Annotated in this window: 10 protein-coding genes and 2 pseudogenes; 3 read left to right on the forward strand and 9 right to left on the reverse strand. The window is 41.1% G+C overall.

From position 1 onward, the window contains the following. Positions 1-43: 43 nt before the first annotated feature. From tgt to HBH39_RS11540, 3 genes are all read right to left on the reverse strand, one after another. Complete coding sequence (gene tgt, locus HBH39_RS11530) at positions 44-1,177, reverse strand: tRNA guanosine(34) transglycosylase Tgt (protein ID WP_167678404.1); 1,134 nt, start codon at positions 1,175-1,177, stop codon at positions 44-46. 159 nt (positions 1,178-1,336) lie between these two features. Then, complete coding sequence (gene queA, locus HBH39_RS11535) at positions 1,337-2,377, reverse strand: tRNA preQ1(34) S-adenosylmethionine ribosyltransferase-isomerase QueA (protein WP_167678406.1); 1,041 nt, start codon at positions 2,375-2,377, stop codon at positions 1,337-1,339. An 89-nt stretch (positions 2,378-2,466) separates the two neighbouring features. Next, positions 2,467-2,655, reverse strand: a complete 189-nt coding sequence (locus HBH39_RS11540) for a hypothetical protein (RefSeq protein ID WP_167678408.1) — start codon at positions 2,653-2,655, stop codon at positions 2,467-2,469. Positions 2,656-2,949: 294 nt separating this feature from the next. Here HBH39_RS11540 and HBH39_RS11545 point away from each other — a divergent pair, with 294 nt between their 5' ends. Then, positions 2,950-3,543: an ACP phosphodiesterase gene (locus HBH39_RS11545; RefSeq protein ID WP_167678410.1), complete on the forward strand. Its 594-nt coding sequence runs from the start codon at positions 2,950-2,952 to the stop codon at positions 3,541-3,543. Positions 3,544-3,546: 3 nt separating this feature from the next. Beyond that, positions 3,547-4,086 (forward strand): protein disulfide oxidoreductase, encoded by a 540-nt coding sequence (locus HBH39_RS11550; protein WP_167678412.1) that lies wholly within the window; start codon positions 3,547-3,549, stop codon positions 4,084-4,086. Positions 4,087-4,340: 254 nt separating this feature from the next. Here HBH39_RS11550 and HBH39_RS11555 read toward each other — a convergent pair. Further along, positions 4,341-7,336, reverse strand: a pseudogene (locus HBH39_RS11555) (TonB-dependent receptor). Positions 7,337-7,446: 110 nt separating this feature from the next. Next, positions 7,447-10,101 (reverse strand): glycoside hydrolase family 16 protein, encoded by a 2,655-nt coding sequence (locus tag HBH39_RS11565; protein WP_167678418.1) that lies wholly within the window; start codon positions 10,099-10,101, stop codon positions 7,447-7,449. A 370-nt stretch (positions 10,102-10,471) separates the two neighbouring features. Between HBH39_RS11565 and HBH39_RS11570 the strand changes: the two genes are divergently transcribed. Further along, the gene (locus tag HBH39_RS11570) at positions 10,472-11,125 is read left to right on the forward strand and encodes an RluA family pseudouridine synthase (protein ID WP_167678420.1); all 654 of its coding nucleotides are present in this window, start codon (positions 10,472-10,474) and stop codon (positions 11,123-11,125) included. Positions 11,126-11,188: 63 nt separating this feature from the next. Here the strand turns inward: HBH39_RS11570 and HBH39_RS11575 are convergent, their stop codons facing one another. From HBH39_RS11575 to glgX, 4 genes and pseudogenes are all read right to left on the reverse strand, one after another. Next, positions 11,189-12,844 carry a glycogen synthase gene (locus HBH39_RS11575; RefSeq protein ID WP_167678422.1) on the reverse strand — a complete coding sequence of 552 codons (1,656 nt, stop codon included), beginning with the start codon at positions 12,842-12,844 and terminating at the stop codon, positions 11,189-11,191. After that, positions 12,845-14,119, reverse strand: a complete 1,275-nt coding sequence (glgC, locus tag HBH39_RS11580; protein WP_167678424.1) for a glucose-1-phosphate adenylyltransferase — start codon at positions 14,117-14,119, stop codon at positions 12,845-12,847. Positions 14,120-14,190: 71 nt separating this feature from the next. Beyond that, positions 14,191-16,694: pseudogene (locus tag HBH39_RS11585) on the reverse strand (glycogen/starch/alpha-glucan phosphorylase). Next, positions 16,681-18,840 (reverse strand): glycogen debranching protein GlgX, encoded by a 2,160-nt coding sequence (gene glgX / locus HBH39_RS11590; protein ID WP_167680061.1) that lies wholly within the window; start codon positions 18,838-18,840, stop codon positions 16,681-16,683. The pseudogene HBH39_RS11585 and the gene glgX overlap by 14 nt, the downstream one beginning before the upstream one ends. Positions 18,841-18,929 lie beyond the last annotated feature (89 nt).

Genomic DNA, 18,929 nt, shown 5'->3' on the forward strand with positions numbered 1-18,929 from the left:
ATAAACAACTAAAGTGAATAAAAATTAGTCAAAATAATAGTAATTAACCTTTTAACTCAGGCACTTCTGGCACTTCTCGGCCTAAGCTGGTGTAGAAGTCAGTCACAAAGGCGTCTAATGTACCTGTCTGAATCGCGCCACGCAAACCTTCCATCAACATTTGATAGTAACGTAGGTTGTGAATGGTGTTTAAACGCGCACCTAGAATTTCGTTACAACGGTCTAAGTGATACAAATAAGCGCGTGAGTAATTTTTACAGGTATAACAATCACACTTTGCATCTAACGGTGAAGTGTCATCACGATGACGCGCATTACGGATCTTAATCACCCCTTCACTGGTGAATAAGTGCCCATTACGTGCATTACGGGTTGGCATCACACAATCAAACATGTCGATACCACGACGCACACCTTCCACTAAATCTTCTGGCTTACCCACACCCATTAAGTAACGCGGTTTGTCAGCAGGTAACTGCGGACAAACATGCTCTAAAATGCGGTGCATATCTTCTTTCGGCTCGCCTACGGCTAAGCCGCCAACAGCATATCCGTCAAAACCAATGTCTGTTAGGCCTTGAATGCTTTCGTCACGTAAGTCTTCATAAACCCCGCCTTGGATAATACCAAACAGCGAATTTGGATTTTCTAAGCGGTCAAACTCATCACGTGAACGTTTTGCCCAACGTAAAGACATTTGCATTGATTTACGCGCTTCATCATGAGTGGCAGGATAAGGCGTACACTCATCAAAAATCATCACAACATCGCTGCCAAGTGAGTTTTGAATTTGCATCGACTTTTCAGGATCTAAGAAAATCTTTTCACCATTAATGGGTGAACGGAAATGCACACCTTCTTCAGTAATTTTACGAATATCACCCAAGCTAAATACTTGAAATCCGCCTGAGTCAGTTAAAATTGGACGTTGCCAATTCATAAAGTCATGCAAGTCGCCATGCTTACGCATGATTTCCTCACCTGGACGTAACCATAGGTGGAAGGTGTTACCTAATAAAATATCCGCACCGGTAGCGCGCACTTCTTCAGGTGTCATCCCTTTCACGGTACCGTAAGTGCCAACTGGCATAAATGCCGGTGTTTCAACGGTGCCACGTTCGAACACCAAACGCCCGCGACGTGCGCGACCATCAGTGGTATCTAATTCAAATTTCATAAATCACCTTGCCAGATAAACAGTCTGACGCGTAGTTGTTAAGTAGACATAGGGGCAAATGTCTCAGCTTCAAGGCCTATAAAAAATAAGCCTAAAAAAATGCCCACATTTGTGGGCAGGTATTTTAAATCAAAAAAGCCGTTTTGGGGGCTTTTTTCGTCACAAAGCTTTCTTTGTCACAAACATTGCATCGCCATAGCTAAAAAAGCGGTATTTTTGAGCAATTGCATGCTGATATGCAGCCATTACTTCATCATATCCAGCAAAAGCACTGAGTAGCATGATAAGGGTTGACTCTGGTAAATGGAAATTAGTCACCATCGCATCAACAACTTTGAAATTAAAACCTGGGTAGATAAAAATATCAGTATCGCCAGAAAAGGCTCTTAAGGGTGCATTAGCCGACGCTTTTGCGGCACTTTCTAATGAGCGTACAGAGGTGGTTCCCACGGCAACAACTCGATTGCCCGCAGCCTTAGTTTGGGCAATTAAATCAACTACATCTTGTGGAACGTCAGCCCATTCAGAGTGCATTTTATGCTCTAGCACATTATCCACTCTGACCGGTTGAAAAGTGCCAGCACCGACATGTAGGGTGACAAAAGCAATATTAACACCTTTATCTTTTAAGGCTGCTAACATGGCATCATCAAAATGCAACCCCGCGGTAGGGGCTGCTACCGCACCCGGTTTTTGATTATAAACCGTTTGATAGCGTTCTTTATCGGCATCTTCATCTGGACGATCAATGTAAGGCGGTAATGGCATATGACCAATTTGCTCTAACACTTCCAAGATGGTTTTGTCTGACAATAACTCAAGTTCAAATAAAGCATCATGGCGCGCGAGCATTTTCATTTGATAGCCAGCATCTAAGTCAATCAAGCTATCAACTTTAGGCGACTTGGAACTGCGAACATGTGCAAGAATGCGTTTATCATCTAACATGCGTTCAACAAGAATTTCTAATTTGCCACCGGTTGATTTTTGGCCAAATAACCTAGCAGGGATCACTCGGGTGTTATTAAACACCATCAAGTCACCGGGGTTGATTAATGACAGCAAATCAGTGAACTGCTTATCCGCTAATGCACCATCTTCACCATTTAAGGTTAACAAACGCGAAGCATTGCGTTGCGCAGTAGGATAGCGAGCAATCAGCTCATCAGGCAGTTCAAATGAAAAATCAGCAACGCGCATAAATAAATTCTCAACAAATGAAAAACGGCCGATAGTCTATGTTGACCAGCAGGTAAGATCAAGATGAGAAGTTTATTTTCTGCCCAAGACTAGGTTTTATCTTGAACGGTTTCATCCTCTGATTTGCAGATTTCTTTCGTTTGTTCAGTCGTCTCTTGCTTGAACATTTGATGAGGACCTGCTTTAAAAACGCTGGTTTCAAATTTCATATCAATTTGAACCTTTTTTCGAATGGGTTTAGGTTCTTTGCCTAACAATTTATACAGCCAGTTTTTCATCTTCCATGATCCCAAAACAGTGTTAATCAGGTAATGCTTACATTTTATTTAATATAGTTTAAAGTTAACGCGACTTTAGTGTTTTATATTTTTATGGTCACACCTAGCCTTGTTGAGGCTAAGTGTTGACTTTATTATGTGATACAGTAAGCCTTGGGTTAACCTCAGTATGTATTGTATTTTTTATGCGTTTTTTAAAGCCTATTTTAAAACGCCACATGTTGTAGCAAAAATGTTAATCAAATGCAATTAAAGCATCATACTGTAAAATTAAATAAAAAGAAGTATTAAATCATGAACTTTCTCGCTCACCTTCATCTTGCTGATATCAGCGACACCCATATGTCAGCTAATCTTGCTGGTGATTTTGCAAAAGGCAACATAGAACACCACCCTAAACACCTGCAACAGGGTATTTGGCTGCATCGTCAAATTGATACCATTACCGACAGCCATGAAATCATTACTGATTTATTGCAGCAATTCCCAAAAGCATCTCGTCGAGTCGCGCCTATTTTAGTCGACTTAACCTTTGATCATTATTTAGCTTATTACTGGGATGAGTATCACCACCAAACTTTAGCTGAGTTTAGCCAAAAGGCTTATCACTGTATGCAAACCACCCCAGAATTGCCTGAACCTTTGCAAGCCATAGTCCCCAAAATTATTCAGCAAGACTGGCTAATGAGCTATCAAACTCGTGAAGGTCTAAACCAAGCGATTAAAGGGGTTAGCCAACGTTTATCTAAACCTGAGTTATTTAATAGCGCCATTAAGGATATCGATAAACTGTATGTTGAAATTGAAATAGCCTTCCGTACCTTCTACCCACAACTCATGGCCTACAGCCGTATTTTCAGCCGCAAAACCCCTGAGCAATATTTATAATATATGCAAAAAAAGCAGCCCTTAGCACAACGAATAAAAACCAAAGCATTTTGGTGGGTTCAACTGCGTGATCTTAGCATTCTGCTTATTGTTCTGTTTGTTATTAGCAGCTATCTACAGCGCAATATGGTTTCTGGAAGTGCACCGCCGTTAAAGGGAATTACGTTAAGCCAACAAGGTTTTGATATATCAAACATCAATAAACCCACATTGGTGTATTTTTGGGGAACATGGTGTGGTGTCTGTAAAATCACCTCTCCTATGGTGAATAGTGTAGCGACAAGTGATGACTACCGAGTGATCAGCATTGCGGTTGCATCAGGCAGCGATACCGATATACAAACCTATATGGCCGCAAATGATTTGCACTTTGCTGTTATTAATCAAAATCAACCAACACAAGATTTATCAAATCAATGGGGCGCTCATGCCTTACCCTCAATTTATATCATTGATGATAAACAGCAGATCCGTTTTGTTACCTCGGGCGTCACATTCAGCTGGGGACTCAAATTTAGATTGTGGTTAACGTCATTTTATTGATTTTTCAGATTAACGTTGTGAACTATTCAGCAACAGCAGGGTTGGAAACTGAAGGTTATAACCCAACCCAACCCAACACGTTTATAAAAAATTGATAAAGGTAGAAAATTAGCCTTAAATTCTTCCCCAATAGAGCCCTGAGAAGTCAGTGAATGGACTGAATCTGGGGGAAGAAAAACTAAATACGATATAATTAAAAACGCTGAGTGGGGTGCTCAGCGTTTTTTAATTTATATTGACCCACTTAATGGATATTAAAAGGACATTCGCGCACCTAATGCATAGCGACTACCGTACTGACGAGCAAATAGGAACTGCTCTTCAAATCGACCATAACCTTGTTCAACTTCATTATTAAGATTTATCCCCTCAAGAAAGACCGTAATATGATCGTTAATATCATAGTTGATACTAGCATCAAGCTGGCCAAAATCCTTAGCATACTGAGGTGGCGCATCTGCAGAACCCTGAGATTGACCTACACCTATTAGGTAACTATCACGCCAAGCATAAGTGAACTTCACTGATAATCCATCTTTTTCATAGAATACTTGGAAATTAGCTGAATTCCCCAAACCTTCTAGAGGTTGCTGTTGCGCTAAGCTGTATGGGTCAAACTCAACATCTCCATCGACAAATGTGCCATTAGCACCAACGCCAAATCCTGACTCGCCAAACACATGTTGCAACGCTAACTCTATCCCCTGCACTGACTTTTTATTGCTGTTTACTGGACTTGTTAGATCCCAGACAATAAGAGGATCAGAGTCAAGTGGAACAATTTGCCCATCAGCATTACCATGACCATTAGCAATCATTTGTGCGAAAATGGTATTTTCATTGACTGCAGTACCTGCTGTCTCAAGCTGTGAAATAGCCTCGAGGTAACGTGGACTGTTATAAACATCATGTAGACCGTCAATGGTTGATTGCGATGTTGATCGTGAAACAAAGTTATCTACATCCTTGTGGAATAAACCAATCGCAGCATAACTTGCATCTGCATAGTAATATTCCAACGACAAATCTAAGTTGAATGACTCAAGAGGTAGAAGCCCAGGATTGCCGCTTCCTCCTCTACGAGCACCAATTTTAGGACTACCACTTAAGCTTCTGCCTGCAACCATATCACCCAATAATGGGCGAGCAATTGTTTTGCCTGCAGAAAATCGAACAATGACGTCGTCAATCACTTCGGCATCAATGTCTAACATCGGTAACCAAACATCATAATTGCCAGTTTGGGTGAGATAGTTATCATCTCCACCGTCAACATATTTCATGATCCACTCGGTAGGACTTGCCCAGACAACTTGCTCTTCAACTCTTTGTTTAACTGTGCTTGATGTATCAGTTTGCTCATATCTCACACCTAAATTCACGTTCACACCGACATCACCAATGTCAAAACCCCATTTAGTGTTCAAATATAAAGCAAGCGTTTCCTCTTCCACTAGACTAGAACTATCAATACCATCAATGTATGGGTCGATAGAGTAATAGTTATCACCTGCGATTTCTGGTGTGATATAAGCTAGTTGACGGACAATGGCCTCATCAAAATTAAACGTATAATAATAGCTAGGATTTATACCCCCGCCGCCGCCACTTAGAGCGTCCAATAAATCTGATGCATCATGAAGCTTAAACATAACATCAGGAAAAATCTCTGTGTATGAAGGATTAAAACCAGGCCCACCACGCAGGCCACTCCAAGCAGTCGTGCCCGACATCGATTGATCAGTATAAGAGGCACCAAAATCAACTTGAATCAAAGCATCAATAAATTCAGGATACCACTCAGTATTGAACTGGGCCTGTTGAATCTCACTTTCACCAGGAGAATGAATAAACTGACTAAAATTAGAATCTATCTCACCTGGAGTTAGTTGATTAGTCCCATTTTTCCAGTTAATTAAATAATGTGGAATCTCACCGGTACGGTAATCATAAACCTTAGAGTTCAACTGATCTGAACCTAATATAATTTGACCGGCACTGCCTAATCCGTCGTCAGCACCATTATCGATCTTGTTAGATGAATCATGATAATCGAAGGAAAAGCGCCAACTGTCATTAGCTGTCCAATCAAGATTTAGACCAATACTTTCAGCTTTTACTTCTGTGGTATTACGGTCGGCAGTAAATGAACCATCACCTCCACGTATCTGCGCATAAAGAGCAGTGCCATTCTCATCGATTTCATAGCCCATGACAGGGGAACCATCTGTTGAAGAGTTCCAAATACCCCAGCCAAAACCATTGCTCGCAGTCAATGCCCGAGTCCCAATATAATCCGCGGTAATAACCAAGCTATCAATTGGGCTATATTGCACTGATACCATGCCATTGGTTCGCTCACGCTCAACATCTGTGATACTGAAATTCAAGTCTCTTGGCATAAAAAATGGTGCAATATCATTGCCTTCAGCATCTTTGAAACGCGCAATAGGATTGCCATCTGCATCAGTTTGACGGTGATCTACCCCTTACTACCAGAAAGAATCGGCAAGCGGCTATTGTCAGTTTGGGCAACCCAGCCCTGAACACTAGATGCTTGCTGACGAAAATCACGTTCTTGCTGAGAAACTGACACCATGAAGCCTAGATCGTCATCAAGAAACGTATTAGTGTAAACAGCAGCTACCTCTGGAGTAACATCATCCCCGAGCTCATTGGATTCATCATAAATCCCTTTTAAAGATAAATTAAAAGATTGACCAGGGTTACTTAACGGCTTTTGAGTAACAATGTTGACTGTAGCACCAAGCCCACCAGTTGGTGTTTCAGCTCGAGCCGTTTTAACCACTTCAAGAGTTTTAACCCCTTCAGATGACAGATTTTCTAGATTGTATGAACGGGTATAACCAGTACCAGGCATCTGTCTGCCATTGACTGTGATTAGGTTATATTCAGGTCCAAAACCACGCACGGTTATCTGACTACCTTCACCATTAGCACGACTGACAGTGACACCTGTAATACGCTGTAATGATTCTGCAAGGTTAGTATCAGGAAATTTACCTAACTCTTCAGAAGATATTGCGTCTACCACACCATTTGAGCCACGTTTAAGATCCATGGAGCGGAAGAGGCTTCCCCTTATTCCTCGAACCTCAATCACTTCGATTGCAGATTCATCAATCTCAGGAACAACCTCTGCAGCAAAAGCATTTGGAATGATTGCGATGCCCATTACCGCAGCCAGAGTGGCTGACAATCTATTGAGTCTAAATTTTTGTTCGCACATAATTGCCTCATTATTCTTCGAATAGAAACAGTCTTATTACATTGATTTTATTTGATATCTCTGTCATCTCAGTAATCATAATCAAGATGACAGAGTCACGTCTCATATCTCTAAGGCGTACCGATGATCGCGTTATCAAGTCTGAATACCGCTCCGTTACCTGTTCCCCATGATGGAAAAACCATTAAGACATCAATTGCACTTGCATCAAGTCCAGCGTCCGCTAACGTTTGAAGTGGAAATGTGTAAGTTTGCCATTGGCCTACTACCGGTTCGACACTCTCTACACTGTCAGACAAGTTAAGTTCAACGGCGGTACTCGCATCACCAGACTCGATCTTAAATAGCCATTTCGAGCTAGAATCACTTGGTGCGCTCACAACTTTCATATCAAAGCGAACCACTCCTGAAGGAACCGCTGCGCTCGCATCATAGTAGACGCCATCATCTGCGAAGAAACCGACGACGGTTGGTTGTTCACCGATGACATATTCTGCGACTGCTCCATGGTCATTATCGTCCGACACGACTGCAGGTGTGCTACCAGCACAACAATCCCAGATAGACCAACTATCGGCAACTTGATCGACAAACAAGGTTAACCTATCGACAGAAGAAGCATCTGTACCGGGTTGTGAAATTTTGACATTATCAATACGATATACTGCCCCTTCGCCTTGTCCCCATGCAGGAAACATCATCAACACATCAATCGCACTAACATCAAGGCCTGCAGCAGAAAGATCCGCTAATGGGAAACTGAATGTTTGCCACTCTGCACTAGGAGCTTGCCCTTCCACACTCTCAGTCAATGCCAGTTCAACAGCAGTCTCACCTAAGTTAGACTCCACCTTAAGTAACCATGGTGCATCCGGTGTATTTGGGGAATTGACGACTTTAAGATCGAACTGTATTAAGCCTTTTTCAAGTATCGCTGTAGCATCAAAATTCGCCCCTGAGCCGCCAAATTCGGTACGATTGATATATCCCATCACAGTAGGACTGCTGCCAATGGAGAATTCAGAAACGATGCCGTGTTCCGCATCATCAGACACAACAGCAGGCGTAGAACCACCACAACAATCCCACATTGGCCAATCAGGATTTTCGTTATCGGTAAATATCACCAATGAAGGTAGGCTTGCATTTGGGCGAGCAATATTAACTTCATCCATCAGGTATTCTGCGCCATTGCCAGTTCCCCATGCAGGGAACACCATCACCACATCAATAGCAGATAGGTCCAAACCTTTAGACGCTAACATTGAGAGAGGAAAGCTATAAGTTTGCCATTGACCTACTGTTGGAGCGAGTCCTTCTGTGCTATCAGAAATAGGTAACTCCACCGCAGTCGCGCCTTCATTACTCTCCAACTTCACTAACCAAGTGGAATCTGGAGAAACTGGTGCACTAACCACCTTCATCGCAAAACTCAGAACACCTGTGGACTCTATCGGTGAAGCATCAAATGGACTTGCTACGCCTTCTGGATCAGTAATAAACGCTGACCGACTGATAAACCCATTAACTGTTGGGCTTTCTCCCACCACAAAGCGATAGACATCACCTTTCTCGGCATCTGCGACTAAGTCAGGCGTTGAACCACCACAGCAATCCCACGCTGGCCAACTCGGATTTGGCGTGCTGTCAAATATGAGTAAATCTTTTGCTATACCATCAGATGGTGGTGTCGGTGCTGGCGCCTTACCTTCAACCAATGCATCATCTAACTTGTCATAACCTGGGCGGACAGTTTCACAACCTTTACCTGTGTCAGGGTTCGCAGTACATTCGTACACCCTAACATAATCTACTATGTATCTGTTTTCAGTATTAAAAGCAGCCTCATCAATACCGGTTTCATTTACATTTGTTGGCCAGTTACCACCGACAGCAAAGTTCAACATCAAATGAAACTTTTCATCAAAAGGCTGATTACCCCACGTTAAATTTAACTTTCCAGTTGATTGGTCGTAATATTCTGTAAACCATCCTTTGTAAGCCAAACCGACCGGTTGACCTTGAGCGTTATATCTCAACTCTGAGCGACGTTGAGTGGCATACAAATAATCATCCACATACCAGCGTATCTCACCTTGCTGCCATTCGATTGCATAAGTATGAAAATCATCAGCAGGATTCATATCGTTGGGTAAAAGGTAAGCTTTACCTGATTGCTCATTGTTAGGCCATTCGCGGCCGTAATGAATTGTTCCGTATACGTGTGCCTCAGGATTACCCTCAGCATTTTTAGCCTTCAGGTTAACCGCTTCAACAATATCTATCTCGCCACTTCTCGGCCAAATTCCATAAACATTGTCAGTAGGCAACATCCAAAATGCCGGCCAACTGCCCTGCCCAATTGGCAATTTAGCACGCATCTCGATACGACCATACAGGAAGTCAGCCTTTCCTTTTGTTGTAAGTCTTGCTGAAGTAAATGGCTTTTCAGCGCCTTCGTCAGCTTTTAAAGCTACAATGTTAAGCACACCATCTTCAACCCAAGAGTTTTCAGGAGAATCTGTATAGCATTGTGATTCCTGATTTCCGCCACCGGCGCAGTCGACTTCATGGCTCCATTTAGCGTCATCGATACTTGTGCCATCAAATTCATCATTCCACACCATTTCCCACCCTGGAGAGGGGCCAGAAATGTCTACTTTATCCAAATTCGTTGAAGTATTGGTATCTCCACATCCCTGAATGGCCAACGCAATGATACCAAGAGATAGATATTTGGTCGTTCCAGAACTTTTTTTCATCATCAAGCCCAACCTACTGTTTATTAATGATTAATAAATTTAATACCGTAATTATTCTGATTTTTGACTTTTTAAAAGCAAAAAGAAAGCGCTTACATTTAGTTATACTAGTTAGCAAAATGTAAAAATCAATACATTTGTGTTATCGAGCACTTAACAAAGATAACAATTATTAAGAAAGTTGATTTAAATCAAACTTTGGTGAAACCGGTAAGACAAATAGGTGAGCACTTACATCACATCAAAGAGATATGGAGGTATGCTTAATGGGATTGGATAAAATACAGAATAAGACTCTCCAGCGCCTATTTGGGTTAACAGTCAATTTTGCTACAATCACCCATTATTATATTTTTGCCTGCTGTGAGATCAGATGCTAGTTTTTACCTACCGACCACCAAGTATTCCATGGTTAGACATTCGCTATATCGATCGCGACATCATTGTCATCAATAAACCATCAGGATTACTGTCTAATCCCGGCATAGCACCTGATACTCATGATTGTGCGATTTCGCGTGTATTGCAGCGTTATAAAGATGCCATTTTAGTGCATCGGTTAGACTGTGACACATCAGGTATTGTAATTTTTGCTCGCAACAAAAAAGCCGAATCCCACTTAAAAACCCAGTTTCAAAATCGACAAGCTAAGAAAATGTATATTGCAGAGGTATCGGGACTGTTGCAGCCTTTAACCGGGCAAATTGATTTACCACTCGGGCCAGAAAAAGATAATCCGCCTTTTCAGCAAGTCACTGCAGAAGGCAAAGCAGCCATCACTGACTACCGCGTGCTTGAGCATAGAACAAACAGCACGTTAGTCGAATTACGACCTCAAACTGGGAGAACACACCAACTGCGAGTTCATATGCTCGCACTAGGACATGCCATATTAGGCGATGAATTTTACGCTGATGAACAAGCCAAAGCTGCTAGCTCGCGCTTAAAACTGCATGCTCAATCGTTAACAATTATCCACCCTTTTAGTCAAAAACAGCTCACCTTTACCAGCCGGACCCAATTTTAAATATGTATTTTGACCTCATCCCACACCTACAAGCAAAGTGTAGATGTGGGATGAGGTCAAATGTTAATACAGTAGATGATTGTATTGTACAGCTACGCTTTCCCAATCAAACCTAGCTTCAGCAGCGGCTTTTTTGATGGCTGACCAGGACTTAGTACCATAATCATTGAGGCATTTACTAAATTGTTCAACAAAATTTTCAGCCTGCTGTAACGCATCATCGCCTACAAATACCCAACCATTTTGTTGATGCAATACTGTATCTTTTAAGCCACCAACCCCATGAACTAAACAAGGCTGGCCTTGTTTCATGGCAAGCATTTGGCTAATACCACAAGGCTCAAAAGAGCTCGGCATCAGAAATAAATCACCTAATTGGTAAATTTTATCTGCAACCTCTTCATCATAGCCATTTAAAAAGATGCAATTGTCATATTGGGTGACTATTTTTTTTATTTGCAACGACAATTGTTCATCACCACTGCCAGCAATAATCAACAATCCATCAGGTTGGTGTTGTTTCATTAACGTCAAAATACTTGCTAATGCCGTTTTACCATTAGCAAGTGGTTGTAAAAACAACATGACCTTTTGCGCCGTTAACCGCCCTACTGAGGTAACCAATAACCCAGGCTTGTCTTTTTTAGTTAACTGACCACATTTGAATAGTTGCTGCAATACCCTTTGACTGGCGACAAAGTCAGTCGCATTGACGGATGCTTTGTTGCCTTGCCATTTTATTAACGCTTCTTGAGCATCGTTTAAGAGCGCTAATCGATCACTTACCGCGCTAGCTGTCTTGGCGTCAACAACAGGCTCAACTGGGTAGTTACAACCATTGATAATGCCCACAAGTTGCTGTTTATCTGCCTTTTCTTGCAAATCATGCTCAAGACCTTCGCCGCCAAAAAAACCTTTAGCAGGATCTGACGCGCGTAAAATTTCTGTCGCATAAGTCGGCGAAACCACATGAACGGTATCGCTCATCACAATGCCCATCCGCATAGGATTCACACAATTTGGATATCTGGGATCCATGATGCCATGAGGCAAACGATTATGATGATAGACAAACTCTGCAGAAAACCATTGACTAAACCAATGACAAAATGAAGATTCCATACCGGAATATGGCCTAATTCCTTGAATAGCCAAATTATGGATAGTGAACACACATTTTAGTTGCTTTAATGCAGAAAAATCAGCCAGACAATGTCTTAGCATCGCCAGCATGGCTGTATGCCAGTCATGCAAATGCATCACTTCATAACGACCCAGTTTCCCTTCAACTAACGCTTGTGCTACCGCTAAACAAAATAATGCAAATTTGTTTGCATCATCTGCAAATGGCTGATCGGCAGAACCTTGGGTATAGATACTACCATCGGCTTGATTAAACAAAGAGTGAGCAAATAAATATACCCACTGGCTATCATCATTTGCAGTAGAACTTGGTTTAACCTGTTGTTTAGTTGCAGGTCTTAGCATTTTATATATTGTCACCGACTCATTGTTGTTACCATAAGGCACTAACACGTCGGCAACTTTTTCTGCATTATAATAATCTTTTAAAAAGCCATATTCAGGCATGGCAACATCAGCCGAAACCTGACAAGTCGCTAGTGCGGTAGGAAGATCACGTATTACATCTCCCATCCCGCCAACTTTAGTATTAATTAATGCATCATTTTCAGCCGCAACCAATAATACTTTTTTCATTTAAATGCCTTCTTCAAAACCGACACCAAGACCAAGCATTTCACGCGTAACCAGTGTGATGCCTTTTTCTGTTACTCTAAATCCTTTGGCTCGGTCATGGTCATGGTTATAACCAATCACCATACCTTCAGGAATGATACAACCGCGGTCTATGATTGCATTCTTAATTTTACAATTTTTCAATACCACCACATCAGGCAATACCACAGAGTCTTTTACTGTGGAATATGAACAAATATGCACTTCATCAAATAACACACTGCGCTTAACTTTAGCCCCAGAAATAATACAGCCACCAGAGACAATTGAATCAATTGCCATACCCCGTCTGTCCTCATCATCAAAAACAAATTTAGCCGGTGGCAATTGTTGCTGATAAGTCCAAATAGGCCATTTTGCATCATAAAGATTTAACGCTGGGGTTGGTGATAATAATTCCATATTGGCTTGAAAGAATGAGTCTAAGGTACCCACATCTCGCCAATATGCCGGTTCATTCTCAATCGAACTCACAAATGGGAATGCATAAACATTATGATCTTTAATGATATTAGGAATAATATCTTTACCAAAATCACGTTCTGACTTTTCATTGACAGAGTCTTTGCGTAATTGATCGAATAAAAACTTAGTATTAAAAACATAATTACCCATTGAGGCTAAACACTTATCAGGTTTACCTGGGATAGACTTAGGATGCTTAGGTTTTTCTTCAAAACCAATAATACGATTTTGTTCATCAACTTCCATGACGCCGAATGCGCCAGCCGCTTCTTCTAAAGAAACCTCTAAACAACATACGGTCATATCGGCTCCTAATTCAGCATGAGAGGCCAGTAATCCGGCATAATCCATTCTATAAATATGATCACCAGACAAAATCATCACATATTTGGGGATCTCATGACGGATAATATCGATATTTTGAAAAACAGCATCGGCAGTACCTTCATACCAATTACCTGATGTTTGTTGAGATGCGGGTAAAATTTCAATCGATTCGCCAAGTTCTTTCTTAAAATGTCCCCAGCCTCGAGAAACGTGGCGGATAAGCGAATGTGATTTATATTGGGTTACTACGCCAATACGTCTGATACCTGAATTAACACAATTAGATAAAGGGAAATCAATAATTCTAAATTTACCACCAAAATAAACAGCAGGCTTGGCGCGCCAATCCGTTAATTCATGTAATCGTGAACCTCGTCCACCGGCTAAAATAAGTGCATAGGTATCTCTTGTTAAATTACTAATATAACGAACACTTTTACTCATTTCCGACTCCATATGACTACACTTACGTCAAGTAGTTTATTGATTTAATTTAAGTTATTTCATTGGTTTGATTAAGGTTGTGAATTTTTATACCAAATGTTGTCTCTATATCCAGCAATTGTTTTATCACTTGAGAAACGACCACTTGCAGCAGTATTTAAAATACTGGTTCGTTGCCATTCATCCTGATTAGCATAAAGTGCTGACACTTCATTTTGAGCTCGGCAATAATCGTCAAAATCTGCAGCTAACATCCATTGATCATGAGGATCGCAAATTGCATTGACGATGTTGTCAAATATGCCAGGCTCAACAAGGTTAAAGTGACCGCCCTTAAGCATATCGATAACCCCTTGTAGTGCCGGTGATTCATTTATATATTTTTGCGGCTGATAGTCATACTTTGATTGACGAACTTGCTCAGCCGTTAAGCCAAATAAAAAGAAGTTGTCTTGACCCACTTCCTCAATCATCTCAACGTTAGCACCGTCTAAGGTTCCAATGGTTAGAGCACCATTCATCATAAACTTCATATTACCAGTGCCAGATGCTTCTTTACCTGCGGTAGAAATTTGTTCTGATAAATCGGTACCCGGACAGATTTTTTCCATTGCGCTGACATTGTAATTCGGTAAAAACGCCAACCTTAAATAAGGGGTAACCTTAGGATTGTTATTAATCATGTGAGCAACATTATTGATTAACTTAATAATTTGCTTGGCCATTGCATAACCTGGTGCAGCTTTACCACCGATCAATACACAACGTGGCACCATATTCTCAGTGTCGCCATTTAATATGCGTTGGTATAAATGGATCACATGCATTACGTTGAGTAATTGACGTTTATATTCATGAATACGTTTAACTTGCACATCAAACATCATGTGAGTTTCAAAGCGGACGCCAGTTTGCTTGAATACAAAATCAGCTAGCACTTGCTTATTTGCCAGTTTGATGTCTCCCCAGTCTTTTACAAAGGCTTTATCAGATGATAGCGCTCTTAGTCCTTGTAGAGCATCTAAATCATTAATCCATTCATTGCCTAAATGACGGCTGATTAACTCGGTTAGTTTCGGATTACAATTGATCATCCAACGTCTTGGGGTAACGCCATTGGTTCTATTATTGAACTTTTCAGGCCACAATTGATAAAAGTCATTGAATAGCCCAGCTTTAAGCAACTGAGTGTGTAAACCTGCTACGCCGTTGACTGAGAAACTGGCAACAATTGCAAGATAAGCCATACGAATATGTTTTACTGGGCCCTCTTCAATAATCGACATAGCCGATAATTTACCTGAATCGCCTGACCACTTTTGAGCCACTTGGTGTAAGAATCGCGCATTAATCTCATAAATAATTTGCATGATACGCGGTAGCATGTGCTCCATCAGTGGCACAGGCCAACGCTCCAGCGCTTCTGGCAACAAAGTATGGTTAGTATATGCCATGGTGTTTGAGGTTATTTCCCAAGCGTCATCCCACGATAACCCGTGCTCATCCATTAATAAACGCATCAATTCAGGTGCTGCAATGCTCGGATGGGTATCATTAAGTTGAATGGCATTTTTGGCACTAAACTGACTAAAATCATTACCATAAACGGCCACATAGCGATTAAGTAAATCTTGTAAACTGGCTGAACTCAGAAAGTATTGCTGTCTCAAACGCAATTCTTTACCATTTTCACTGGCATCGTTCGGATACAGAACCATGGTAATTTGTTCGGCTAGATTTTTATTCGCCACCGCCTCAGCATAATCCCCTCATTAAACTCGGCTAAATCAAAATCATCGTTGGCTTCTGCTCGCCATAATCTTAATGTATTAATGCGGCCATTTTGAAACCCAGGGATCGGCATATCATAGGGAACAGCAAGTACATGCTGACAGTTTTGCCACACATGATGAGTCTTACCGTCTTTATCAATATAGCTAGTGCATTGACCAAAAAATGGCACAGAGACAATACGATGAGCCATTCGTACTTCCCACGGATTACCTTGGCGTAACCAGCGATCCGGCTTTTCTACCTGATAACCATTAACAATCTTTTGCGCAAACATGCCGTATTGATAACGAATACCATAACCAGTGACAGCTAAATCTAAACTGGCGCAACTATCAAGAAAACAAGCAGCAAGTCGACCTAAGCCACCATTACCTAAACCGGCATCGTGCTCATATTCTTCAATGGTTTCTAAATCTGATGCATAGTCAGCTAATAATTTTCGAGTATCATCGGTTAAATCCAGATTTAACAGAGCATTACCTAAAGTACGCCCCATCAAAAACTCTAATGACAAATAGGCAACTTGCTTTTTCTCGAATTTATTATCATTTAGACGAGTATTACGCCATGCATCTAACATTTGCTCTTTAACCCCAAATGATAATGCATCAAAAAGAGCTGGCTCTTGCAGCTCGCTGTAGCCTAAGCCATAGCGTATCTGGCGTCTGACTCCGGCAGCTAAGGTTTCACAAGGCGCACATAATTGGGTGTTCTGATCCGTGCCCGTTAACAATTTAGACGAGTTAGAACTATCATTTTTTTTGATTTTAGTTGAGCTCATGCTCGACTCCTTGAAAATAACTATGAAATATCATCAAGCTATGTGCTTGTAGAGTATAGGTTTCAGACGACTTATTTATGGCAAATTCTTGTTCGTCATCAATTTTTTGGGTGTGGATTAAACATTGCCACGAATCAAAGTTATTTTGTTTTGGTAAACAAAATTGCTGAGAAACCTCATCAGTATTGATTAATAGTAATAACGCTTGGGTGTTTTCTGGGGCGGCACCAATTTTATTTAATAATAAATTGCCCGTTACGATGACACTTAAGGTGTGGCAGCTATCATCAGCCCAAAGCTCTTTGGTCATCGGCTCGCCCAATTTATCAAACCAGGCAATACCGTTATCAAATTTGGCTTCTGGATAATGTATAAATTGCTGATGACACAACAATGGATATTGTTTGCGTAGGGTAATTAGATCGCGGGTAAACTTAACAAGATCCCAATCGATGGTTTGCCAATTAAACCAATTATCTGCCGTGTCTTGGCAATAAGCATTATTGTTACCTTGTTGGCTATGCCCTGCTTCATCACCCGCGAGTAGCATCGGCACTCCTTGGGACAATAATAAGGTCGCGAGTAAATTACGTTTTTGACGCTGACGGAGCTGATTTATTTCAGCATCATCGGTTTCACCTTCAACACCATAGTTACGGCTATAGTTTTGTTGATGGCCATCTCGATTATCTTCACCGTTGGCTAAGTTATGCTTCATCTCGTAGGAAACAAGATCATGTAACGTAAAACCATCATGACTGGTTATAAAATTAATACTTGCTGAAGGTCCTCTGCCATTGTGCTCAAAAAAGTCACTTGAACCATGAAACCTTTTGGCAAATTCCGACAACATAGCATCGTCACCACGCCAGAAACGTCGCATGGTATCTCTATAGCGATCATTCCATTCACTGAATACCACTGGATAATTACCCAACTGATAACCTCCAGGCCCGATATCCCACGGTTCTGCAATCAGCTTGACTTGGCATAAAATAGGGTCTTGCATTAATACATCAAAAAAGCGGCTTCGAGGATCAAAACCATGGGGCTCTCTTGCTAAACAGCTGGCCAAATCAAACCTAAACCCATCAACGCCCATCACTTCTACCCAGTAGCGTAATGAATCCATCACCAGCATCAGTACCTGCGGATGATTAACGTTTAAAGTATTGCCACAACCTGTGTCATTGATATAAAAACGCGGATCATCTGGCAATAATCGATAGTAGCTAGCATTATCGATACCTTTAAAATGGTAGCTTGGACCAAGGTGATTACCTTCAGCTGTGTGGTTATAAACCACATCTAAAATGACCTCGATACCCGCCTGATGCAGAGTAGAAACCATTTGTCTAAACTCACCAATGTCATCGCTGGCAAGGTAATTAGGATGGGGAGCAAAAAAGCCGACGGTGTTATATCCCCAGTAATTATGCAATTCCTTTTTGACTAAAAAAGCTTCATCAAAGAACGATTGCACAGGTAATAACTCTAAAGTTGTCACGCCCAATTGGGTTAAATAATCAATTACCGCAGGGCTAGATAATCCGGAAAATTTACCCCGAATCGACTCATCTAGCTCAGGATGAAGTTGAGTAAAACCTTTGACATGGGTTTCATATATGATGCTTTGATTTAATTTTCGTGTAATTGGCGCTATTGGAATTTGTTTAATTGCATCAATGTCGACCACGGCACATTTAGGTATAAATGCGGCATTATCTTGCTGATCAAATGATAAATCGATGTCTTTACTTTGAGTGTCAAAAGTATAAATAGCATCATCATACTGTAATTGTCCTACCAATTTTCTTGCATAAGGGTCTAGTAACAGTTTGTGATGATTAAAACGATGCCCTAATTCGGGTTGATAAGGACCAAAAACGCGGTAGCCATATAGTAAGTCTGCTTTTGCGCCGATTAATAATCCATGCCATATATGATGCGTTTTTTGACTTAGAACATATTGCGCAATTTCTATATGGCTTTGTGGATCAAAGATACACAAGACAACTTTAGTCGCGTTTGCCGAAAAGATTGAAAAATTAACACCATCATCAGTGATATTTGCCCCAAGTGGATAAGGAGTACCTTCGCTAAGTTGAAACTCATTAATCACATTTCGCTCATTGACTTCGTTCATTGGAGGTAAATTATTCAAGCCAACTCCCCTTGGCACGACACCGATGTGTCCATTGTTGACTTAATCCATTTGCTGTTGTCATAGGTTGT

This window comes from Shewanella aestuarii (genome assembly GCF_011765625.1).
Lineage (GTDB): Bacteria > Pseudomonadota > Gammaproteobacteria > Enterobacterales > Shewanellaceae > Shewanella > Shewanella aestuarii_A.